The sequence below is a fragment of the Brevibacterium sp. 'Marine' genome (genome assembly GCF_012844365.1).
In the GTDB taxonomy this organism is placed as follows: Bacteria; Actinomycetota; Actinomycetes; order Actinomycetales; family Brevibacteriaceae; genus Brevibacterium.
This window is the reverse complement of sequence record NZ_CP051626.1, coordinates 1166223-1189241: the sequence shown is the minus strand read 5'-3', so window position 1 is coordinate 1189241 and position 23019 is coordinate 1166223. Positions and strand designations below refer to the sequence as shown.

At 64.6% G+C, this 23019-nt stretch carries 21 protein-coding genes; 7 read left to right on the top strand and 14 right to left on the bottom strand.

The window, feature by feature from the left end:
- The first annotated feature begins 113 nt into the window (after positions 1-113).
- From HF684_RS05160 to HF684_RS05140, 5 genes are all read left to right on the top strand, one after another.
- Positions 114-1334 (top strand): FAD-binding oxidoreductase, encoded by a 1221-nt coding sequence (locus tag HF684_RS05160; protein ID WP_248279122.1) that lies wholly within the window; start codon positions 114-116, stop codon positions 1332-1334.
- 102 nt (positions 1335-1436) lie between these two features.
- The gene (locus HF684_RS05155) at positions 1437-2972 is read left to right on the top strand and encodes an aldehyde dehydrogenase family protein (protein ID WP_169251637.1); all 1536 of its coding nucleotides are present in this window, start codon (positions 1437-1439) and stop codon (positions 2970-2972) included.
- A 234-nt stretch (positions 2973-3206) separates the two neighbouring features.
- Entirely contained in the window at positions 3207-3974 is a 768-nt protein-coding gene (gene map, locus HF684_RS05150; RefSeq protein ID WP_169251636.1) for a type I methionyl aminopeptidase, read from the top strand.
- Positions 3975-4091: 117 nt separating this feature from the next.
- A complete protein-coding gene (gene radA, locus HF684_RS05145; protein ID WP_169251635.1) occupies positions 4092-5459 on the top strand; it encodes a DNA repair protein RadA in 1368 nt (455 codons plus the stop codon).
- Between the two features lie 43 nt (positions 5460-5502).
- The gene (locus HF684_RS05140; RefSeq protein ID WP_169251634.1) at positions 5503-5895 is read left to right on the top strand and encodes a VOC family protein; all 393 of its coding nucleotides are present in this window, start codon (positions 5503-5505) and stop codon (positions 5893-5895) included.
- A 4-nt stretch (positions 5896-5899) separates the two neighbouring features.
- Here the strand turns inward: HF684_RS05140 and HF684_RS05135 are convergent, their stop codons facing one another.
- Positions 5900-6637 (bottom strand): hypothetical protein, encoded by a 738-nt coding sequence (locus HF684_RS05135; protein ID WP_169251633.1) that lies wholly within the window; start codon positions 6635-6637, stop codon positions 5900-5902.
- A 117-nt stretch (positions 6638-6754) separates the two neighbouring features.
- Between HF684_RS05135 and HF684_RS05130 the strand changes: the two genes are divergently transcribed.
- The gene (locus tag HF684_RS05130; RefSeq protein WP_169251632.1) at positions 6755-7786 is read left to right on the top strand and encodes an A/G-specific adenine glycosylase; all 1032 of its coding nucleotides are present in this window, start codon (positions 6755-6757) and stop codon (positions 7784-7786) included.
- 93 nt (positions 7787-7879) lie between these two features.
- Here HF684_RS05130 and HF684_RS05125 read toward each other — a convergent pair whose 3' ends face one another.
- Positions 7880-8464, bottom strand: a complete 585-nt coding sequence (locus HF684_RS05125) for an amino-acid N-acetyltransferase (protein WP_101555858.1) — start codon at positions 8462-8464, stop codon at positions 7880-7882.
- Between the two features lie 107 nt (positions 8465-8571).
- On the bottom strand, positions 8572-11112 hold the full coding sequence (locus tag HF684_RS05120; protein ID WP_169251631.1) for an ATP-dependent Clp protease ATP-binding subunit: 2541 nt from the start codon (positions 11110-11112) through the stop codon (positions 8572-8574).
- Between the two features lie 150 nt (positions 11113-11262).
- Between HF684_RS05120 and HF684_RS05115 the strand changes: the two genes are divergently transcribed.
- Positions 11263-12153, top strand: coding sequence for a macrolide 2'-phosphotransferase (locus HF684_RS05115; RefSeq protein WP_169251630.1), 891 nt, complete (start codon positions 11263-11265; stop codon positions 12151-12153).
- Positions 12154-12445: 292 nt separating this feature from the next.
- On the opposite strand, the gene HF684_RS05110 is transcribed toward HF684_RS05115, so the two are convergent.
- From HF684_RS05110 to ftsH, 11 genes are read right to left on the bottom strand one after another with little or no spacing between them, the layout of a single operon-like run.
- Positions 12446-12775 (bottom strand): Lsr2 family protein, encoded by a 330-nt coding sequence (locus HF684_RS05110; RefSeq protein ID WP_025778016.1) that lies wholly within the window; start codon positions 12773-12775, stop codon positions 12446-12448.
- Positions 12741-12992: a hypothetical protein gene (locus tag HF684_RS05105; RefSeq protein WP_169250772.1), complete on the bottom strand. Its 252-nt coding sequence runs from the start codon at positions 12990-12992 to the stop codon at positions 12741-12743. The genes HF684_RS05110 and HF684_RS05105 overlap by 35 nt, the downstream gene beginning before the upstream one ends.
- A gap of 1 nt (position 12993) precedes the next feature.
- Positions 12994-14553 (bottom strand): lysine--tRNA ligase, encoded by a 1560-nt coding sequence (gene lysS, locus HF684_RS05100; protein WP_169251629.1) that lies wholly within the window; start codon positions 14551-14553, stop codon positions 12994-12996.
- A gap of 44 nt (positions 14554-14597) precedes the next feature.
- On the bottom strand, positions 14598-15488 hold the full coding sequence (locus HF684_RS05095; RefSeq protein WP_169251628.1) for a DUF2520 domain-containing protein: 891 nt from the start codon (positions 15486-15488) through the stop codon (positions 14598-14600).
- Positions 15485-17335 (bottom strand): PH domain-containing protein, encoded by a 1851-nt coding sequence (locus HF684_RS05090; protein WP_169251627.1) that lies wholly within the window; start codon positions 17333-17335, stop codon positions 15485-15487. Before HF684_RS05090 ends, HF684_RS05095 begins: the two co-directional genes overlap by 4 nt.
- A 2-nt stretch (positions 17336-17337) precedes the next feature.
- Positions 17338-17838, bottom strand: a complete 501-nt coding sequence (locus HF684_RS05085; RefSeq protein ID WP_169251626.1) for a PH domain-containing protein — start codon at positions 17836-17838, stop codon at positions 17338-17340.
- Positions 17835-18296 (bottom strand): DUF3180 domain-containing protein, encoded by a 462-nt coding sequence (locus HF684_RS05080; protein ID WP_169251625.1) that lies wholly within the window; start codon positions 18294-18296, stop codon positions 17835-17837. The genes HF684_RS05085 and HF684_RS05080 overlap by 4 nt, the downstream gene beginning before the upstream one ends.
- A gap of 28 nt (positions 18297-18324) precedes the next feature.
- Complete coding sequence (gene folK / locus HF684_RS05075; protein WP_169251624.1) at positions 18325-19221, bottom strand: 2-amino-4-hydroxy-6-hydroxymethyldihydropteridine diphosphokinase; 897 nt, start codon at positions 19219-19221, stop codon at positions 18325-18327.
- Positions 19218-20096 (bottom strand): dihydropteroate synthase, encoded by an 879-nt coding sequence (folP, locus tag HF684_RS05070; protein WP_211168071.1) that lies wholly within the window; start codon positions 20094-20096, stop codon positions 19218-19220. Before folP ends, folK begins: the two co-directional genes overlap by 4 nt.
- Positions 20097-20120: 24 nt before the next feature.
- Positions 20121-20744: a GTP cyclohydrolase I FolE gene (gene folE / locus HF684_RS05065; protein ID WP_025778024.1), complete on the bottom strand. Its 624-nt coding sequence runs from the start codon at positions 20742-20744 to the stop codon at positions 20121-20123.
- Positions 20744-22927, bottom strand: a complete 2184-nt coding sequence (ftsH, locus tag HF684_RS05060) for an ATP-dependent zinc metalloprotease FtsH (protein WP_169251623.1) — start codon at positions 22925-22927, stop codon at positions 20744-20746. The genes folE and ftsH overlap by 1 nt, the downstream gene beginning before the upstream one ends.
- Between the last annotated feature and the right edge of the window lie 92 nt (positions 22928-23019).

Genomic DNA, 23019 nt, shown 5'->3' with positions numbered 1-23019 from the left:
TGTGATGGCAACCACAATGAAGTCAAGACATAAACGCCGACATCGCCGTCGGCACTCTCCGTTTCCGGGGTGACCAATGACGGTCGCCCCAGCAGCAGACAGCGAGGTGAACCGTGGAATCTCCCACCGCATCGACCACCGCCCCTAACACCCACGGGGTCCCCGGCACGTCCAGAGCCCTGCCCGCCGAAGCTTCCGTGGTCATCATCGGCGCCGGCGTCATGGGAGCGGCCATCGCCTACCACCTGGCCGAACGCGGAGCCCGCGACGTCGTCATCGTCGAACGCGACACCCCCGGAGCCGGATCGACGTCGAAGGCCGCCGGAGGTGTGCGTTGCCAATTCTCCGACGAGGTCAACATCGCCCTGGCCGCCCGCGGGCTCGACGTACTGCGGAACTTCGAGACCGATTTCGGCGTCGACATCGACCTGGTCAGCAACGGCTACCTGTTCCTCCTCGACAACGATGACGACGTGCGCGCGTTCACCGACAACGTCGCCCTGCAACAGCGGATGGGCTTGGACTCGCGGATGCTCACCATCGCCGAGGTGGCCGAGCTGGCCCCGTTCGTCAACACAGAAGGGCTGATCGCCGGGGCGTTCAACCCCGGCGACGGTCACTGCACCCCCGAGGCCGTCGTCGCAGGCTTCGTCACCGCCGCCCGCGAGCGCGGGGTCACGGTGGTCAAGAACTGCGAGGTCACCGGATTCGACACCGGCGGCGGGACGGATCGCAGAGCCACCTCGGTGATCACGAATCAGGGCGCGATCAGCTGCGAACAGGTCGTCGTCGCGGCGGGAGCCTGGTCCGGCCCCATCGGGGACATGGCCGGGGTCGACCTGCCGGTCAAGCCGCTGCGGCGGGAGATCATGGTCTCCGAACCCGTCGATTTCGACACCTCGCGGATGCCCTTCACGATCGACTTCTCCACCAGCTACTACGTCCACCCCGAAGGCGCCGGGCTGCTGTTCGGCTGCCCCGATGAGGTCGATGACTGGTCCTTCAACGACAAACGCGACCCCAACTGGCTGGCCACCCTGGCCGAGCACATCGACGCCCGCACCCCGGAACTCGGCGATGTCGAAGCGAAACACGGGTGGGCGGGACTGTATGAGATGACGCCCGACCACAATGCGCTCATCGGCGAGGCCGAGGAGAGGCCGGGATTCTTCTACGCCTGCGGATTCTCCGGTCACGGCTTCCTCATGGGCCCGGCCGTCGGAGAGGTCGTCGCCGACCTCATGACCGGCCGCAGCCCCTTCGTCGATGTGACTCCCATGGACAAACGACGCTTCACCACCACCGGACTGCGTAAGGAGCTCAATGTGATCTGAGTCCTCGCACACCCGCCCTCACACCCGACCTCCCCAACAACGACGGAACACCGCCGACCGGCCAAGCGGCCGATCGACACAGCAGATGACGAAAGGACAGCAATGACCGCACTGCCCACCGATCAGACCATCACCGACCTCCTCACCTCAGGGCTGAGCGCCTGCGGAGTGGACGCATCCGTGCTTGAGGGATCGACCGCCTCGGCGAGCCTTCCGGCCCGCTCCCCCATCACGGGACAGGACCTCGGCACGATCGCCGCGGACACCGCGCAGACGGCGGCGAACAAGATCGCCGCGGCCCAGTCTGCGTTCGAGACCTGGCGGGACGTGCCCGCTCCGATCCGCGGGCAACTGGTGCAGCGGTGGGGACAGCTGCTCGGCGAGCACAAGGAGGATCTGGCGAAGATCATCACCGTCGAAGCCGGCAAGACCCCCTCCGAGGCGGCCGGTGAGGTGCAGGAGATGATCGACATCTGTGAGTTCGCACTCGGTCAGTCCCGGCAGCTGTGGGGCAAGACCATGCCCAGCGAGCGGCCGGGTCACCGGCTCATGGAGACGTGGCATCCCCTAGGCGTCGTCGGTGTCATCTCCGCGTTCAACTTCCCGGTGGCCGTGTATTCCTGGAACACAGCTCTGGCCTTGGTGGCCGGTGACGCGGTTGTGTGGAAGCCCTCGGAGAACGCCGTGCTCGCAGCCCTCGGGGCACAGTCCCTGCTGGCCAGGGCCGCCGCCGAGGTGGGGGCACCGGAGAACCTCGCGCCCGTCCTCATCGGCGGCCGGGACATCGGCGATGTCATGGTCCGGGATGACCGCGTGGCCCTGGTCTCGGCGACGGGATCGGTGCGGATGGGTCGCGAGGTCGGCCCCGTCGTGGCCGAGCGCTTCGGCAAGATCCTGCTCGAGCTCGGCGGCAACAACGCCGCCATCGTCGCCCCGAGCGCCGATGTCGACCTGGCACTGCGCGGAGTGGTCTTCGCGGCCGCCGGAACGGCCGGTCAGAGGTGCACAACACTGCGACGGCTCATCGTGCACGAGTCCATCGCCGACGAGTTCGTCGCCAAGGTCGTCGCCGCGTACAAGACGCTGAGCATCGGATCGCCGACCGATGACGGAGTGCTCGTGGGACCGCTCATCAATTCGGGTTCGTACGAGGCGATGCAGGCAGCCCTCAAGCAAGCAGAGGCAGAGGGCGGCGAGATCCTCTGCGGAGGCGGCCGGGTGCTCGCCGATGAGCGCCCGAACGCCCACTACGTCGAACCGGCAGTGGTGCGGATGCCCAGTCAGAGCGCCGTGGTCAAGGAGGAGACGTTCGCCCCGATCCTCTACGTCGTCACGTATTCGGATCTCGATGAAGCGCTCGAGATCCACAACGGGGTGCCGCAGGGTCTGTCCTCGGCGATCTTCACTGCCGAACTCGCCGAGTCCGAGAAGTTCCTCTCCCGCTCCGACTGCGGCATCGCCAACGTCAACATCGGCACCTCCGGCGCGGAGATCGGCGGTGCCTTCGGCGGTGAGAAGGAGACCGGCGGCGGACGCGAGTCGGGTTCGGATTCGTGGAAGGCCTATATGCGTCCGGCCACGAACACGATCAACTACTCCGGCGAGCTGCCGCTGGCGCAGGGCGTCGAGTTCCTCTGAGGAACCGTCGCCGACCGCCTGCCTCGTCCAAGGGCTGGCGCAGATATCACCCCGTCCACGAATGGATATCTGCTGCCAACCCTTGACCGAGCGAGTCGGGAGGGAGGCGCCGCGCGACTGTCTGCTTGCCCACAGATCCGGGTGCGGCCGCGACTTCGGCATTGCCGAGGACTAAAATCGAGTCTGGACCAGTGAACGCCGTTGAAACCCCGCACCTCATTGAAGGAGACCCCTGTGATTGAGCTGAAGACGCCCGCCGAGATCGACAAGATGGCGGTGACCGGCCGTTTCGTCGCGAAGACCTTGGCCGAGCTGACCTCGATCGCAGAACCGGGCATGGACATCATGCACCTGGAGAAGACCGCGCGGAAGCTCATTGAGGACGCCGGAGCGAAGTCCTGCTACTGGGACTACGCCCCGTCCTTCGGCTCCGGCCCCTTCCGCAATGTCGTCTGCCTGTCCGTCAATGACGGCGTCCTCCACGGCAAACCGCACAACTACGTGATGAAGGACGGCGATCTGCTCACCCTCGACTTCGCCGTGTCCATCGACGGCTGGGTCGCCGACGCCGCCCGTTCCGTCGTCGTCGGCGACGGCAGCGATGAGGACCAGCGCCTCATCGACACCACCTGGGCCGGCCTCGAAGCCGGCATCGGCGCCGCCCAGGCCGGCAACCGCCTCGGCGATATCTCTAAGGCCATCGGTGACGTCGCCGATGCCCACCGCATCCCCGTCAACCTCGACTTCGGCGGGCACGGGCTCGGCCACACGATGCATGAAGATCCGCATGTGCCCAACCGCGGCAAGGGCGGTCGCGGGCTGGTCCTCAAACCAGGACTGACCCTGGCCATCGAACCGTGGTGGTCGTTCACGTCGAAGAAGCTGTCCGTCGACAAAGACGGCTGGACCCTGCGTCTGGCCGACGGTTCGAATGGTGCCCATTCGGAGAACACAATCGCCATCACCGAGGATGGTCCCCGAGTCCTCACCACGCTCGACTGACCGAGCTGCCGCACTCTGCCGGCAGGGGCGTCCGACGAACTCATCGTCGGACGCCCTTTCTAATGTCTCGCCGCTCCTCAGATCTGCCATGTCAGCGGTCCGTGCCAGAATTGCGGTATGTCTTTCACGTGCTCGGAATGCGGCTATTCGACGGTCAAGTGGTTGGGACGCTGTCCCGAATGCCAGGCCTGGGGCACTCTTGAGGAGAAGGGTGCGAACTCGTCGAAGGTGAAGACGAAGGTCAAGAAATCCAGCGCGGCGAAGCCCATCAGCGAGATCGACTCGACGCTCGCGCAGGCACGGTCGACATTCGTCCCCGAGTTCGACCGGGTGCTCGGCGGGGGCATCGTACCCGGCGCGGTCGTCCTGCTCTCCGGAGAACCCGGTGTCGGCAAGTCGACGCTGCTGCTCGACGTCGCTGCGAAGATCGCGATGTTCGGAGTCAAGGTCCTCTATGTCACCGGTGAGGAATCCGCCGGCCAGGTGCGGCTGCGCGCCGAACGGATCAACGCCCTGGCCGACTCCCTGCTCCTCGCCGCCGAGACCGATCTGGGTTCGGTGCTGGGAATGATCGAGGCCGAACAGCCGGAGCTGCTCGTCGTCGACTCTATCCAAACTTTGGCCTCTTCCGAGGTCGAAGGCATCCCCGGCGGAGTCACCCAGGTCCGCGAAGTCGCCTCCGCCCTCATCCGAGAAGCCAAGGCCCGATCTCTGCCGACAGTGCTCGTCGGCCACATCACGAAGGACGGCACAATCGCCGGCCCTCGCCTCCTCGAGCACCTCGTCGATGTCGTGTGCACCTTCGAAGGTGAGAGGCATTCGCGGCTGCGCATGCTGCGAGCGGTGAAGAATCGCTTCGGCCCCACCGACGATGTGGGCTGCTTCGATATGGAGGAGAACGGGATCAAGAGTCTCGAGGACCCCTCGGGCCTGTTCCTCTCGCGCAGCGGGGCGAACCCGCCCGGCACCTGCCTGACCGTGACGCAGGAGGGCAAGCGTCCGCTCCTCGTCGAAGTCCAATCGCTCATCACCGAATCCGCCGGCGGCCAGTCCCGTCGGTCCGTCTCCGGAGTCGACTCCTCACGTGTGGCGATGATGCTGGCCGTGCTCAGCCAGAACGTCGCGCAGGCGAACCTCGCCAAGAGCGACGTCTTCACCGCTACGGTCGGCGGAGCGAAGCTGTCGGAACCGGCCAGCGATCTGGCGATCTGCATGTCCCTGGCTTCGGCGCTGCTCGGCAAGCCGCTGGCTCGCCACCTCGTTGCGATCGGCGAGGTCAGTCTGTCCGGAGAGATCCGCAACGTCCCCAATCTCGGCCAACGCCTCAACGAAGCCAAACGTCTGGGCATCACCCATGCCGTCGTGGCCAAGGGCGCGATGACCAATGTGGCGACGCCGGAGAAGATGAAAGTCGAGGAGTGCGAACACATCGCCGGGGCGGTCGAACTCATGCTGACGAATGGCGCCCTGCGGGAGCAGAAGTGAGAAAGTTCGGGACTTTCGCACGGTTTTGGCGCATCCTGGTGTCATGACCACGACAGTATTTCCAGCGTTCCGGACCACCGATGCGGCAGCGACGATCGAGCTGCTGGTCACGCTCGGATTCACCGAAAGACTGCTCGTACGCAATGAGCAGGATCCTGCGCTCGTCGATCATGCCGAATTCGCACTCGGAAACAACGGCGGGATCATGTTCGGCTCGGTCCGCCACGACGGATCGGCACTCGACGCGGTGGGCGGCAGCTCGATCTACGTCGTCGTCGACACCGAACGCGAAGTCGACCGGCTCTACCAGGAGATCGTCGACCTGGGGCATGCGATCGTGCGACCGGTTGCGACTCAAGACCACGGCGGCCGCGAATTCGACTTCCGCGACCACGATGGCAACTCGTGGGGAGTCGGCTCCTACCGCGGTGCCTGAGGGCTCAGTCCTGCGGTTCCTCTGACTGCGTCTCGCCGGAGTCCTTCTCTCCGGAGTCCTGCTCCGACTTCTTCTCTTCGTCGGCTTTCTTCTTCTCCTCCGCGGCCCTCTTCTCCTCCGCGGCCTTCTTCTCCTTGGCCTTTTCAGCGGCGCTCTTCTCGAGCGTGAACTCAGTCGGTTCGCTCTTCTTGTCATCGAGTTTCACGATGAGCTCATAGTCACCGGGGGCGAAGTCATCGTCTTCGCGGTTGCAGTTCTTGTCGACCTTGATCCGGTTCCACTTGAGCTTCGCGGTCTTCTCCGACTGCGGTGCGAACTCAGTGGACGCCTCTGCATTCTCGTCTTTCGAGGCCGCGCAGTACTTCGACGACCACACGACGTCGCCGTCTTTCTCGACGATGAACTCCTGCTTGTCGGTGCCGACCTCGATGAGGCAGGTGGCCGAGTGTCCGTTCTCGATGACCATGCCGAATTCGGGTTCTTTTCCGTCCTTCACGGAATTCGGATCCACCTTCGCCTTCAGCGAGACCTGGTCCTCCGGGCACTTTCCGCTCGCCGCTTTCTTATCAGGCACCGGGGCCGCTGTCGTCGATTCGGCCGGAGTCGTCTCCTCGGCAGCAACCTTATCCGAGCCATCACTGCGGCCGCCGATGGCCGTGACGATGCCGACGATTCCGAGCACCAGGAGCCCCACGACTAGGAGGCTGGCCACAGCGAGCGTGATGCGGCGTCTGCGGTACACGTGAGCAGGCAGCTTCCCGCTAGACTGGCGGGGCTGCCCGGCAGCTCTGCTCGGCTGCGAACCACGATTGGAAGGAGTCATCGCTTTGAGCCTAGGCAATTGCGAATGAGCATCCAAATGACACACCGAGCCGGTTCCGAATCCGATTCCTCCGGGCCTTCTGCCGCCTTTCCCGAGGTGACGGAGCCTGTGCTCAGACGGGTCCAGGACACGATCATCGCCTGGTTCGAAGAAGCCGCCCGCGACCTGCCGTGGAGGGCTCCGAACACGAGCGCCTGGGCGATCCTCGTCAGCGAGATCATGTCTCAGCAGACGCCTGTCGCCCGGGTCGAACCACGGTGGCGTGCCTGGATGGAGATGTGGCCGACCCCGACCGATCTCGCTGCCGCGCCGACCTCCGAGGTCCTCCACGCCTGGGATCGTTTGGGTTATCCGCGCAGGGCCCTGCGGCTGCAGGAAGCCGCCGAAGTCATCGCTGCGAACCTGAACAACCGGGTTCCCGAAACGACCGAAGAACTCGAACGATTGCCGGGCATCGGTTCCTATACCGCCGCTGCGGTCTCGTCCTTCGCCTTCGGCCGAAAGACGACCGTGCTGGACACGAATGTTCGTCGGGTTCTCATCCGTCTCTTCGCAGGAAGAGAACGTCCTACCAGTTCCCCCAGCCGGAAGGAGACTGAGTGGGCGGCCGGCCTCGTGCCCGAGGATGGACATGTTGAGTGGAACGCCGGTGTCATGGAGTTCGGAGCCCTCGTCTGCACGGCTCGCAATCCCGACTGCCCCGCCTGCCCGCTCCAGGACATCTGCACATGGAACCAGTTGGGCCGACCCGCCTCGGCGGCGAAGCCGAAGACACAGAAGTGGGCGGGCACGGATCGACAGCTGCGCGGAGCGATCATGGACGTCCTCAAAACCGCCCATGCCGCCGGGGACGACCGGGACGGCGTCAGCCTCGACGTCTTCACCACTCCGATGACTGACTTCGATCCAGCGCTTCTCGACTCATTGGCCGAGTCCACGGCCGCAGCAGTGGCCCGAGTGCGGGAACTCAGCGCCGACCGGGACAGGCTCTCTCGACTCATCTCTGATCTCGTCACCGACGGACTGGCACAGCAGATCGACGGCCGATTGGCACTGCCGAACCGCTGAAGCCCGAGCCGGCGCGCGACAATAGGAACAGCAGAGGTGGGGCGGCCGCCATCGCCCCCACCCGGCCGGTGAGAGGTGTGATCTGAGTCCGTCTCAGAGGTATTTGATCATCCGTGAGTTGCCCAGGGTGTTCGGTTTCACCCGTGCCAGATCGAGGAACTCTGCCACACCCTCATCGGTGGAGTGAAGCAGCTCGACGTAGACCTCGGGTGAGACGGGGATGCCTTTGATCGGCTCGAAGCCGAGCGATCCGAAGAACCCGGTCTCGAAGGTCAGGCAGAACACCCGGTCGACACCGATCTCACGGGCATCGGTGAGGAGCTGTCTGATGATCGCCTTGCCCACCCCCCTGCCCCGATAGTCCGGGGACGTGGCGACCGTGCGGGCCTCGGCGAGGTCAGCCCAGATGATGTGCAGGGCACCGCAACCGGCGAGGATCTCCGACCCGTCGGGCTGCGGGTCGACGACCAACCAGAACTCCTGCAGCGACTCGAAGTACGTCACCGTGTCCTTGGCGAGCAGAATCCGCTCCCCGGCCAGCGGAGCGACCAGTGCCTCGATGCCTTTGACGTCGCCGGTCCTCGCCCGTCGCAGGTACAGGCCTCCGGGCAGTTCGTGCTTGGAATGGTGGTCTTCGGAGATCCGCTCGTGGTCGAAGTCGCCTGCGTGTGAGCTCATACCCACATTCAACACCATCCCCGGCTGCGAATACGAAAGAGTCCGGGGAGCCGGCTGGCTGCCGACTCCCCGGACTCTTACGCGTTATCCGAGAAGGTGAGGAACGATCAGGCCGAGGTCTCCGAGGACCCGCTCGAACCGGACGAACTCAAACCTGCGAGTTCGCTGTCGACATCCTCAGCGGGCTTCAGGCTCTCGGTCTCGATGCCTTCGAAGGTGAACTCAGCGTCCTTTCCTTCACCCTTGACGTCGACCTTCACGGTCTGGCCACGCCCGAGCTCCTTGAACAGGATCTTCTCCGACAGGGTGTCCTCGATCTCGAGCTGGATGGTCCGACGCAGCGGTCGGGCACCCAGGACGGGATCGTAGCCGCGTTCGGCGAGCAGATCCTTCGCCTTGGCGGTGACGTCGACCTTCATGCCCTGATCGGCAAGGCGGACGTCGAGACGCTCGAGGAAGAGATCGACGATCTTGATGATCTCGACCATGCTCAGCTGCGGGAACACGATCGTGTCATCGACGCGGTTGAGGAACTCGGGACGGAAGTGCTGCTTGAGCTCTTCGTTGACCCGCTGCTTCATCCGGTCGTAGTTGGTCTTCGTGTCACCCTCGACCTGGAATCCGAGCTGGAGTCCACTCGAGATATCACGCGTACCGAGGTTGGTAGTCATGATGATGATGGTGTTCTTGAAGTCCACCTCACGGCCCTGCGAGTCGGTCAGGCGACCGTCCTCGAGGATCTGCAGCAGCGAGTTGAAGATGTCCGAGTGGGCCTTCTCCACCTCATCGAAGAGGACGACCGAGAACGGCTTGCGGCGAACCTTCTCCGTGAGCTGACCGCCCTCTTCGTAGCCGACGTATCCCGGAGGCGAACCGAACAGTCGCGAGACCGTGTGCTTCTCGGAGTACTCGGACATGTCGAGGCTGATGAGCGAGTCCTCATCGCCGAAGAGGAACTCGGACAGCGCCTTGGCCAGCTCGGTCTTGCCGACGCCGGTGGGGCCGGCGAAGATGAACGAACCGGAGGGACGCTTCGGATCCTTCAGTCCGGCACGGGTACGACGGATCGCCCGCGAGATCGCCTTGACCGCGTCGTCCTGACCGATGACGCGCTTGTGCAGCTCGTCTTCCATCCGGAGCAGACGCGAGGATTCCTCCTCGGTGAGCTTGAAGATCGGGATGCCCGTGGCAGAGGCGAGCACTTCGGCGATGAGATCGGCATCGACGACCTTCGAGGTGTCGGTGCCGGACTTGCGCCACGCCTCGGTCTGCTCTTCCTTCTCCTTCTGCAGCTTCATCTCGGAGTCACGCTCCGAGGCTGCCAGTTCGAAGTCCTGAGCATCGATGGCGGCTTCCTTGCGGTGGCGGGCCTCGAGGATCTTCTCCTCCAGGTCACGGATCTCCTGGGGAACCGACAGACGCGAGATGCGCAACTTGGCACCGGCTTCGTCGATGAGGTCGATCGCCTTGTCCGGCAGATACCGGTCGTTGATGTAGCGATCGGACATGTTCACCGCGGCTGCCAGGGCCCCGTCGGTGACGGTGACCTTGTGGTGCGCTTCGTACTTGTCCCGAAGACCCTTGAGGATCTCGATCGAATGCGCCAGCGACGGTTCGGGAACCTGGATCGGCTGGAACCGACGCTCGAGGGCTGCATCCTTCTCGATGTGCTTGCGGTACTCGTCCAGAGTGGTCGCACCGATGGTCTGCAGCTCTCCCCGAGCCAGCATGGGCTTGAGGATCGACGCGGCGTCGATCGCACCTTCGGCGGCTCCGGCACCGACGAGGGTGTGGATCTCGTCGATGAAGAGGATGATGTCGCCGCGGGTGCGGATCTCCTTGAGCACCTTCTTCAGGCGCTCTTCGAAGTCACCGCGGTAGCGGGAACCTGCGACCAGCGAACCGAGGTCGAGGGTGTAGAGCTGCTTGTCGGCGAGGATCTCGGGGACATCGCCGTTGACGATGGCCTGTGCGAGTCCTTCGACGACAGCAGTCTTGCCGACACCGGGTTCGCCGATGAGGACGGGGTTGTTCTTCGTGCGGCGCGAGAGGATCTGCATCACGCGCTGCATCTGCTCGTGCCGGCCGATGACCGGGTCGAGCTTGGCTTCGCGGGCCGCGGCGGTGAGGTTGGTGCCGAACTGGTCGAGCACGAGCGACCCCGAGGGGGTTCCCTCTTCGCGACCGCCGGCGGACACGGGTTCCTTGCCCTGGTAGCCCGACAGCAGCTTGATGACTTCCTGCCGGACGCGTCCGAGATCCGCGCCGAGCTTGACGAGCACCTGCGCGGCAACGCCTTCGCCCTCACGGATGAGGCCGAGCAGAATGTGCTCGGTGCCGATGTAGCTGTGACCCAGCTGCAGGGCTTCACGGAGGCTGAGCTCGAGGACCTTCTTCGCCCGCGGGGTGAAGGGAATGTGGCCGCTGGGCGCCTGCTGGCCCTGGCCGATGATCTCCTGGACCTGGTCACGCACCTGTTCGAGGGAGATGTCCATGCCCTCGAGAGCCTTCGCTGCCAGACCTTCACCCTCGTGGATGAGGCCGAGCAGAATGTGCTCGGTGCCGATGTAGTTGTGTTTGAGAAGTTTCGCTTCTTCCTGCGCGAGCACCACAACGCGTCGTGCTCGGTCGGTGAACCGCTCGAACATATTCATCCTCCTCGGTCTTCTGATTCTTCTGAGCCTAACCACCACGACCGCGGATCTATTGCAGGTTTCGCCATCAGCCGAAAGGGTTTGGCTGTCGGCGAAATTCTCTAGACTCGAGACCCATACAGCAACGTCAGAGAGGACGCAGACATGCCCACCGATCCCGCGATCATCCGGGACCTGGCCCGGGCCCACGGTCTCGACATCATCACCGATTCCATCGTCATCAACGAGCTCGGCCTCGACTTCCAGGTCGCCATCGCCGAGGCGGTCGACGGCGAATCGTGGGTGCTCCGGATACCTCGGCGTCCGGATGTCTCCGCCCGCGCCGCCGTCGAGGGCCGGTTCATCAAGGCCATCGCACCGCACCTGAGCGTCGCGGTCCCGGATTGGCAGGTCCACTCGGACGATCTCATCGCCTACCCGCTGCTGCCAGGCACTCCCGGGCTGACCGTCGATGACGCCGGAGTGCCGCAGTGGCATTTCGATGTCGAATCCCCCGAGTATGCCGCGTCGCTGGGATCTGTCCTCGCGGAACTTCACACCGTCGACCCGGCCGCCGTTCGGGACACAGGCATTCCGGAGTTCTCCCCCGCAGAGATCCGACAGCGCAAGCGCGATGACATCGAAACCGTCGCCGCTGAGTTCGAGGTGGCGCCGAACCTGCTCCGACGGTGGACCGCGTGGCTCGACGATGACAGCTATTGGCCGTCGTTCTCAACCGTGACTCATGGCGAAGTGTACCCGGCGCATCAGCTCATGGACGGACCCGTCAATCTGAGCATCCTCGACTGGACGACTGCTGCAATCGGCGATCCGGCCAGGGATTTCATGTTCCACCACGCCAGCGTCTCGGCCTCAGCGTTCGAGAACGCGAGCGCGCGATACGTGGAAGCCGGCGGTCGGATATGGCCCAGGTTCGCAGAGCACTGCGGCGAGCTCTACTCGACGTCGCCCGTCGAATTGGGTCTGTACGCTCTGCAGACTGGAGACTCGGAGCATATGAGCGCAGCACGAATTCAATTGAACCCGGAGAACTGAACCAACTTCAATAGCCGTCCGGTGAGCAGAAGTCGTGCCTCAGCCGCAGTGCAGGCTCCCTTGATTCGTGTGCAACTTCATCGAATCATTTGGCTGCCCATCAATCGATATGATCTTCAACTACTCTCCACCTGGCAATTGTCTGTGATGTTTCATCATTGCTGTGTTGCCGCATCGCCGGAAGAGGTCAATTGAAAATGCCGAGGCCGAGCACAAAAGCCCGAGGGGCCAGCGATTCAATTCGCTGGCCCCTCGGGACTAATCGGAGGTTATCGGCTTTCGAATGAGCCTCTTACTTCTCCGCTGCTTCGTATGCTTCGACGATCTCCAGCGGGATCCGCCCACGATCACCGAGCTGGTATCCGTTGCTCTGAGCCCATTCGCGGATCTTCGCCGTGTCCCGCTTGGGTCCCGACGAACCCGCACGGCGGCCACGACCACCGGTGTTGGCTACACGACGTGCTTTGGCGATGAATGGGGCGAACGTCTCACGGAGCTTTTCGGCATTCTCGGTTGAGAGCTCGAGTTCGTACGTTGCCTGGTCGAGGCTGAAGCGAACGGTTTCCGCCGCTTCGCTTCCGTCGAAATCATCCGTGAGAACGAGGCGCATTTCCCTTGCCATGTTCACTCTTTTCGTAATCAGAGGATTTTGTCGATGTCATCTTAACATCCGTTTCAAGATTGTCCTCGATTCCGCTAACTTCAATCTCTGAATAGTACTTATCAACCTGTGCGCGTTCATTGCGATCTGCGCGGACGATATTCCGGAATACATACCAGAACAGCAATCCCACACAGATCGACGGGAGCAGCGCTTTGAGGATATCCAACATATTCACATCAGCCCTCCTGAGCCGAATCCTCCTGCGAAGAAGCCAATGGCTTGGTGAATGGGAACAGAATTGTTTCGCGGATTCCCAATCCTGTCAGTGCCATGAGCAGACGGTCGAGCCCCATTCCCATTCCGCCGGTCGGCGGCATTCCGTGTTCCATGGCCATGAGGAAGTCTTCGTCGAGACCCATCGCCTCGTCGTCGCCGCGAGCGGCGTCCGCAGCCTGAGCTTCGAAGCGCTGCCGCTGGATGATCGGGTCGACGAGCTCGGAATAGCCGGTCGCCAGCTCGAAGCCGCGCACGTACAGGTCCCACTTCTCCACGACGCCCTTCTTCGTCCGGTGCTCACGCACCAGCGGTGAGGTGTCGACCGGGAAGTCGGTGACGAAGGTCGGAGCCCACAGCTTGTCCTGATAGAAGTGCTCCCACAGCTCTTCGACGTACTTGCCGTGTGACCTGAAGACGCCGTCTAAGTCGACGTTGTTGTCGGCGGCGATCTTGTCGAGGACGTCCAATCCGGTCTCGGGAGTCACCTCGACGCCGGATTCCTCGGACAGGGAGTCGTACATGCTCACGACCGGCCAGTCTCCGCCGAAGTCGTATTCGGTGCCGTCGTCGAGAGTCACGATGAGAGATCCGGTGGCTTCCTGGGCCGCGTTCTGGATCAGGGTCTTCGTCAGATCGGCGATCGAGTGGTAGTCGCCAAAGGACTGGTAGGCCTCGAGCATCGCGAATTCCGGGGAATGCGTGGAGTCAGCGCCCTCATTGCGGAAGTTCCGGTTGATCTCGAAGACGTTCTCGATTCCGCCGACGACCGCCCGCTTGAGGAACAGCTCCGGGGCGATGCGCAGATACATGTCGATGTCGTAGGCGTTCATATGCGTCTTGAATGGGCGCGCCGAGGCACCGCCGTGCATGGTCTGCAGCATCGGGGTCTCGATCTCGACGAAGTCCTGGTCCGCGAAGGTCTTCCGCAGCGATGACATCACTTTGGCGCGGGTGAGCATCGTCTCCCGGGCCTGCTCGCGGGTGATGAGGTCGAGGTAGCGCTGGCGGACGCGGGTGTCCTCGGCGAGTTCGGTGTGCAGGCCGGGCAGCGGGCGGATGGCCTTCGATGCCATGGTCCACGAGTCCGCGAGGACGGAGAGTTCACCGCGCTTGGACTTGATGACCTTCCCGTGCAGGAACAGGAAGTCGCCGAGGTCGACGTCGGTCTTGAAGTCATCCAGGCGCTCCTGACCGACTTCGCGCAGCGAGAGCATGCCCTGCAGTCGGGTGCCGTCGCCGGCCTGCAGGGTGACGAAGCAGAGTTTTCCGGTGGTGCGGACGAAGACGACGCGGCCGATGACGCCGACGACGTCGTCGGTCTCCTCACCGGCTTCGAGTCCGTCGTGGGCGGCGTGGACCTCGGCGAGGCTGTGCGTGCGGGGCACCGTGACCGGGTAGGCGTCGGTTCCGTCATCGAGGAGACGCTGGCGCTTGTCCTTTCGGATCCGGATCTGTTCCGGGTCGAGGTGTTCGGGTGAAAGGTCTGCGTTCTCAGGTATCTTCGAGTCGGTGTTCGCCATGCTTCAAGGCTACCGTGGACGGGCCGCACGGGGGAATTCGGCGGTCAGTCCAGAGCAGTCAGAATCTGCTGTGCCTGGGCTTCTGTGATCCGTCCCATCGCCAGGGCTTTCGCGGCTGTCGATCGCGCGAGTGCGATGTAGCTGTTGCGCACGGATGGGTTCGACCGGCTGAGGCTGAATTCGCTCAGTGCGGCCAGGTGCGCTTCGATGGTTCCGACGTCGCCGCGGCTGATCGGCCCGGTCAGTGCCTTGGGCCCATTCTGCATGGTGTTGGCGACGCTGGCGTCGACGAGGGCGTGGAGGACGGCCGAGGGATCGGCGACTCCCGCCTCGGAGAGCAGTTCCATGGCTTCGGCGAGGATCGTGATCGAATGGTTCGAGGCATGGGTGATGGCCGCGTGGTAGAGGGGACGGTCCGCTTCGGCGATGTCGATCGGTTCGGCACCGAGTTCGACGACGAGGGCCTCCCCCACCGGACGGATCGGTGCCGGCGCGGTGACCGCGATCGTCGCCTGCCGCAGCCGACTCAGGTCGACTTCGGTTCCGGTGAACGTCATGGACGGGTGCAGGGCGATGGGCAGGGCGCCGAGGCGGGTCCCGGCGTCGAGGACGTCCGTTCCGTACCGGCCCGAGCAGTGCACGAGGATCTGCCCGGCGTGGATGCGTCCGAGGTCGGCCAGGCCCGTGACCAACGGCGCGATCTCGTCATCGGGAACGGCGACGAGGACGAGTTCGGCGCGTTCGGTGATCTCGTCCGGGTCGAGGACGGGCACTGCCGGCAGCATCTCCTCGGCGCGTTCGAGGCTCGCCGCCGAGGTGGCGCTGACGCCGATGATCGCGTGCCCCGCCTGCCTCCAGGCGGCTCCGATGCTGGCCCCGACTCGGCCGCAGCCGATGATTCCGATGCCCAGCCGCGGTGCGTCGCCCTGGCTCATCTTTCGTCCTCCTCGAGGATCTGTGTCCGGTCGGTGTGGGCACTCTTCGCCGCCGCGTCGTAGGTCTGGCGGGCGATCCGAGTGCGTTCGGCATGCTCGGTGAAGAAGCGTTTGGCGGCGTCGACGTCCTGATGCTTCACGAGCGGGGTGATGGGTCCGGCGGTCGAATGCACGGCCACAGTGCCCAGGTTCAGCGCTCGCATCAGTGGGCCCTGGTAGTAGCGCAGGGACTGGACCCTGACATGGGGCACGAAGTCGACTCGTCGGTCGAGGATGCCCAGGCGCAGCACGAGCAGGGAATCGGTGAGCGCATAGGCGCGTCGTTTCCAGACGAGAGGGTCGATTATCCGTGAGGAGCGCGGCTGCGCATGGAACAGCTCCTCGGCCGCCGCTGCGTCGGGGTGTGTGGACTTCCGGTCGTACATGGCCGACCGGACGAGGCCGTCGGCGGAGATGCCTGCGGGCAGCTGCGGGTCGGGCAGGGCGAGACCCACCATGAGCAGAGCTTGGTCGATATCGCCGACGGGCAGGAGCAGATTCTCGTCGTTCTTCCCACCGTCGCTGGCGATGTTGTATTCGGCTCTCCACCAACCGGCCCAGCGCCACAGCAGCGGCTGATGCAGGCAGACGGCCTGCAGCCGGTCGAGCGGGATGACCTTGCGGGAGGTGGAGAAGAGTCCGTGTCTGACGGCCAGTCCGTCTTCGCTGATGCGGACGACGAAATTGGCATTGTCGAGGTTCTTCTTGAATGCGGTGAATGCGGCGAAGATGCCGGGCAGTCCACCGATGAGGATCGGGAGGAAGGCCTCTTCGATCCCGACGACGAGGAAGACGACGGCAATGGCGATGAGGGCGACGATCACGCCGACGGAGATCAGCGTTCCGGTGTTGAGCAGGGAGGACACGATGACACGGTGGGCGGGCACACGGATGATCTCGCCCTCCTCACCGACATCGGCCGAGAGGTTGTACGGGGCCAGCAGATCGTTGAGGCTGCCTTCCGCTTCGTGGGAGACGTCGTCGGCGAGGGCGCCCAGCCGTTTGCTCAGCCGGACTCCGATGCTGTCGGCGCTGCGTTCGGGCACGGAGAGATCGATACCCCGCTGTTCTCCGCTGGAGTCGTGGGCTGGGCCGCCGTGGTCACCGGCCGTGACGCGAGCCTGACCTGCCGCATCCGCACCGGTTTCAGCTTCACCGGCTGCTCCTGTTTCGGGCTCGGGCCCACCGTGCTCGACTGTGGTTCCGCTCGGTGCCGTGGCGGCCGCAGTGGAAGCGTTCTTCTTCGCCTTCACCGCGGCGAGAAGCTCATCGCGAAGCTCTTCGGCACGCTTCTTCGACAAATATTTCAGGGAGATGTTCGAGTCGGTGCCGCCGGCGACGTCGAAGACGAGTTCGCCCATTCCGAGCATGCGCGGCAGCAGCTTCTGCTGCAGGTCGATCGACTGGACGCGGTCCAGACGGGCCTTGCGCAGCTTCTTCGACAGCAGTCCGCGCCGATAGTAGATCGCTTCGGCGTCGACCCGATATCCCATGACTCGCCATGCCAACCAGCTGAAGAAGGCTGTGAGAACGAGGATCAGGATGATTCCGCCGACGACGGCGAGGATCACCAGCGGGTGGGCGCCCAGCCATTCGGCGAAGGTGAGGTTGACGGAGCGGCCGGAGGCCAGGTCTTCGACGGCGCTCTGGAAGAAGTTCTGCAGACCGTAGACCGCGGCGATGAAGATGCCGACGAGGACGCCGAGGCTCTCGAGAATCGGCGTCAGCGGATGGACACGGTGCCAGACCTCCGGTGCGGCCGCCTCGGCGGGAGCGTTCGGGGTGTCGGGCGAGGATTCGTCGCTCATGGTCACAGTCCGGCGAGATTGGCCTGGCCGAGTCCGGCGAGGCTGTCGCGCAGGCGATCGGCTTCGGCGCGGGGCAGTCCGGGGATCGTCGCGTCGGTGGCGGCGGAGGCGGTGTGGAGTTTGACGGTCGCCAGGCCGAACATGCGGTCGATGGGGCCGGCGTCGACGTCGACGAACTGAAGTCGGCCGTAGGGCACGACGGTGGCGCGGTGGAACATGATGCCGCGGCGGACGAGCAGGTCGTCTTCGCGTTCGGCATAGCCGATGGCACGCGCCTGCCGAAGGATGATGATCGTCGAGATGATGCCGTAGACGGCGACGGCGATCCAGGCCAGGTGCAGCCAGGGCATCTCGGAGGTGAAGATGATCGCGACGACCAGACCGGCGATGAGCAGCGGAACGAGCAGAGTCATTGAGGCGAGGACCTCTTTCAGCCCGTACTTCGGGCTCACCCGGTTGAAGGGCACATCGGCTCCGATGGAGAAGAAGCGGTCGCGGTTCATGCTGTTTCGGCTCCCGGCGGGTCTTGGGGTGGGATCTCGCAGAATCCCTCGACGATCATGCCGACGATCATGAGCACGGCGGCAGAGATCATTGCGACAAGCATACCTGCGGCCAGGTCGTTGCGGATCCCCGGGGCCGACAGGAAATAGTACCCGGCGTTGCCGAGATACCAGCCGGAGAGTCCGGCCCCGGTCAGGGCGCTGGCCTTGGCCATGATCGCCACTCTCGCCGCTTGGATCGGGTCGATCTCCTTCGTCCGGTCCCCGTCGTTCCATTTCTTGATGGGCCAGCCGAGCATGAACAGGATGGCGGAGAGGACGAGCATGCCGATGACGGCGAACCAGGGCAGGCCCGGCAGTGAGAACCCTTGGCTTTCGAGCACCACGTCGACCACGATCGCGAGCACCGTGCCGATGACGGCCCACACGGCGAGGGTGGACGAGGAGGTTCTCTGCATGCTTCCCAGTCTCTCAGATCGCGGACGGTTATCCAGAGGTGATCCGGGAGATGTCCTGGTCGTCGAGTTCGGCCAGAACCGCGCTGAGGGGGCGCCGTCCCTGAGGGGTGTCGATGAGTGTGTCTCCGACGAGCTCGGCCCAGGGGGCGAGCACGAAGGCGCGTTCATGGGCGCGTGGGTGCGGCAGCGTCAGCCGCGGGGTCCGGCGGTGCTGCTCGGCGTCCTCGCCGCCGAAGCGGATGAGGTCGATGTCGAGGGTGCGCGGTCCCCACCTGAGTTCGCGCGTGCGCCCGCAGGCGACTTCGATTCCCTGTGCCACCGACAGCAGCTCGAGTGCCGACAGCGTCGTGGTCACGAGCACTCCGAGGTTGAGGAAGTCGTCCTGGTCGACTCCGCCCCAGGGCGCGGTGCGGAAGAGTGAGGAACGGCCGGTGACGGTGATGTCCGGATGCCGGTCGAGGGCGGCCACCGCCTGGTCGAGGGTGTCCGCGGCATCGCCGAGGTTCGCCCCGAGGCTGAGATACGCTTCGGTCTCCCCCGCGTCTGCGCCGGCAGCGCGGTGGCGTTCGACGCGGATGCGCACATCATCGAAGGTCCGCTGGATCGGAGCGGATGGTTTGTGGACGACGAGTTCGACGTGTTCACACAGGCTCAGGCAGTGGTCGGCGATGCGGTCGGCCAGTGTCTCGATGAGGTCGAAGGTGTTGTTCTCGACGATTCCGGCGACGTCTTCGGCGAGTTCGCCGTAGTGGATCGTCTCGGCGAGGTCGTCGGTGGCTGCCGCGCGTTCGATCGAGGTGTGCAGGGTGACGTCGATGACGAAATCCTGGCCTTCGCGTTTCTCGAAGTCGAACACGCCGTGATTGCCGCGCACTGTCAGCCCGCGCAGTTCGATGCGGTCGGGGGTCGCCTCGGCGCCGGTCATCGTCCGTTGCCCTCCGAGTCGAGGTTCGCGGCAGGGTTCGCTGCTGCGGAGTGTTCCCGGACCGCGGCGATGACCTTGCACGCGACCGCCGAGATGGCCGGATCGTGGACGCGGACCGCCCAGGCGCCGGCCTGTGCGGAGATCGCGGAGATCGTGGCCGTGGCCTGATCCTTCGCCGCCTGTTCGGCCCGCTTCGGGTCGTCGGGGCTGAGCAGGGAGGCGATGAAGCGCTTCCGGCTGGCGGCGACGAGGAGTCGGTGGTCGAGGGCGGCGAATTCGTCGAGGGAGGCCAGCAGCTGCCAATTGTGTTCGGCGTTCTTCGAGAACCCGAGGCCGGGATCGACGATGATGTTCGCAGGTTTCACGCCGACGTCGATGGCTTCGTCGATGCGGGTGCGCAGTTCGGCGATCACCTCGGCGACGACATCGTCGTAGTGGAAGGTCGCCGAGGCCTGATCGAGGTAGCCGCGCCAGTGCATGAGCACGATGGGGGCTCCGGACTCGGCGGCGACGCTGAGCATGGTCGGATCCGACTGTCCGGCGGAGACGTCGTTGATGATATGAGCCCCGGCTGCCAGGGAATCTGCGGCGACACGGGCACGCATCGTATCAACGCTGATGACTGCTCCGGCAGCAGCGAGCTCACGCACGACCGGCACGACTCGGCGCAGCTCTTCGGCTTCGTCGACGCGGGCCGATCCCGGACGCGTCGATTCGCCTCCGACGTCGATGATGTCGGCACCGGCGGCCACGAGTTCGAGGCCGTGGGCGACGGCCCTGTCGTGGTCGAACCACAGTCCGCCGTCGGAGAAGGAGTCGGGGGTGACATTGAGGACGCCCATGATCTGCGTCGTCTTCACTGCTGAGAGATCCATCGCTGTGTGATCCGTGTTCTGGCCTCAGCGGCCGAGGATGAGACTCATCGCTTCTGCGCGGGAGGCGCTTTCGCGCAGCTGCCCACGCACGGCCGAGGTGATCGTCGAAGCTCCGGGCTTGCGGACTCCGCGCATGGTCATGCACAGGTGTTCGGCTTCGACGACGACGATGACGCCCTGCGGTTCCAGGTGGTCGACGAGCGCATCGGCGATCTGCGAGGTCAGGCGTTCCTGCACCTGGGGGCGACGAGCATAGATCTCGACGAGGCGGGCCAGCTTCGACAGACCCGTGACCTTGCCGTTCTTGCTCGGGATGTAGCCGATGTGGGCGACTCCGTGGAAGGGCACGAGGTGGTGTTCGCAGGTGGAGTACAGGTCGATGTCGCGGACGAGGACGAGTTCCTCGTGGCTGATGTCGAAGGTCACGCCGAGGACTTCGGCCGGGTCGCGGTGGAGACCGGCGAAGATCTCCTCATAGGCGCGGGCCACTCGGCCCGGGGTCTCCAGCAGCCCTTCCCGGTCGGGGTCTTCGCCGACGGCGATGAGGATCTCACGCACGGCAGCGGCGATGCGCTCCTGGTCGACCTTGTTCTCCTGCCCCGAGGGTGCGGGGCCGAGGCCGGCGGAGACCTCTTCGATATCGGCCATCAGTCGTTGTTCCCTCTGTCTTCGTTCGTCTCATTCGTCGCCGGTCCCCCGGTTCCGGGACCGCCTGTGCCGGATCCTCCGGCCGGGCCGGTCGGTCCGCCCGTCGGGCCGGTGGGGCCGTTCGGGTTCTCGGGTCCCGGCGGGTTGTGCGGGACATGGGGTCCGCTGACACCGGTGGGTCCGGCTCCGGGGATGTCGGTGGTGTCGACCTCGGCTCCGGTCGAGCCTTCACCGTCGCTGCGTTCGCTCAGCGGTGCGGGAGGTGCGATAGGACCGCGTTCGGAGACGGGTCGATCGTCGTGGGCCAGCCACACGTCGCGGGTGGCGCGTTTGACGACAGGGGCGAAGATCTCTTCGAGGGCGGCCTGGTCCAGCGTTTCGCGTTCGAGCAGCTGGTAGGCGAGGTTGTCGAGCACATCGCGGTTGTGCGTCAGCGCCCAGTAGGCGTCGGCGTGTGCGGAGTCGATGAGACCGCGGACCTCGCGATCGATCGAGGACAGGGTCGAATCCCCGTATTCGTCGCCGCCGCCGTAGCCGCGTCCGGCGAAGGGTTCGGATTGGTCGTCACCGATCTTGACCATGCCCAGCTTGTCGCTCATTCCGTACTGGGTGACCATCTTGCGGGCGATGTTCGTCGCCTTCTCGATGTCGTTGCTGGCGCCGGTGGTCGGGTCGTGGAAGACGATCTCCTCGGCCACGCGCCCGCCCATGGCATAGGCGAGCTGGTCGAGCAGCTCATTGCGAGTCGTCGAGTACTTGTCTTCGCTCGGCAGCACCATCGTGTAGCCCAGTGCCCGTCCGCGCGGGAGGATCGTGACCTTGGTGACGGGGTCGGTCTGGTTCATGGCCGCGGCGACGAGGGCGTGTCCGCCCTCGTGGTAGGCGGTGACGAGGCGTTCCTTGTCGTTCATCAGTCGGGTCCGCTTCTGCGGGCCGGCGATGACGCGGTCGATGGCCTCATCCAGAATTCGATTGTCGATGACCTTCGCGTTCTCTCGCGCGGTGAGCAGGGCCGCCTCGTTGAGGACATTGGCCAGGTCCGCACCGGAGAATCCGGGGGTCCGCTTCGCGACCTGCCCGAGGTCGACCTCGTCGGCCAGCGGCTTGTCGGCGGCATGGACCTCGAGGATGTGCTTGCGGCCCTTCATATCCGGGGCTTCGACGGGGATCTGCCGGTCGAAGCGGCCGGGACGCAGCAGCGCCGGGTCGAGGACATCGGGACGGTTGGTCGCGGCGATGAGGATGACGTTGGTCTTGACGTCGAATCCGTCCATTTCGACGAGCAGCTGATTGAGCGTCTGCTCGCGCTCATCATGCCCGCCGCCCATACCGGCACCACGCTGACGGCCGACGGCGTCGATCTCGTCGATGAAGATGATGCAGGGGGCGTTCGACTTCGCCTGCTCGAAGAGGTCACGGACCCGGGAGGCACCGACGCCGACGTACATCTCGACGAAGTCGGAACCGGAGATCGAGTAGAACGGGACTCCGGCCTCACCGGCGACGGCCTTGGCCAGCAGGGTCTTACCCGTACCGGGCTGACCGTAGAGGAGCACGCCCTTGGGGATCTTCGCTCCCACGGCCTTGAACTTCTCCGGTTCGGCGAGGAACTCCTTGATCTCTTCGAGCTCCTCGAGGGCCTCGTCGACTCCGGCGACGTCGGTGAAGGTGACGTCCGGGTTCTCCTTGTTGACCAGCTTCGCCTTCGACTTGCCGAAGTTCATCATCTTCCCGCCCGACATCTGCGAGATGAGGAACCAGAAGACGACGAAGATGATGACGAACGGGATGAGCGTGCCCAGCAGCGACATCAGCCAGCTCTGCTTGGGAACCTCGTCGGTGAAGCCCTTGTCCGGGCCGGCGGAGTCGACAGCCTTGACGACCTGCTCGCCGCGCTGTTCGACGTAGAAGAACTGGACCTTCTTGCCGAAGTCCTTGTCGCCGACTGTGAAGTCGTCCTTGAGAGTGAGGTCGACGCGCTGGTCCTTGTCGACGATCTTGGCCTGTTCGACCTTGTCGTCTCCCAGCAGCTGCAGACCCTGTTCGGTGTCGATCTGGCTGAACCCGGACTGGCTGAACAGCAGCGCACCGATCGATACGACGAGCAGTGCCAGGACGATCCAGACCAATGGGCCCTTCGTCGCCTTGTTCAGCAGGGGGCGACGTTTGTTCGACTCGGCCATAAGTCCTCTCAGGAAAAAGATGTGGGCAACCGTTTCAGGCTACCGAGGCTGCCTGGGAACATCCCCCACAGCCTAGTACTTCGCACCCTTAT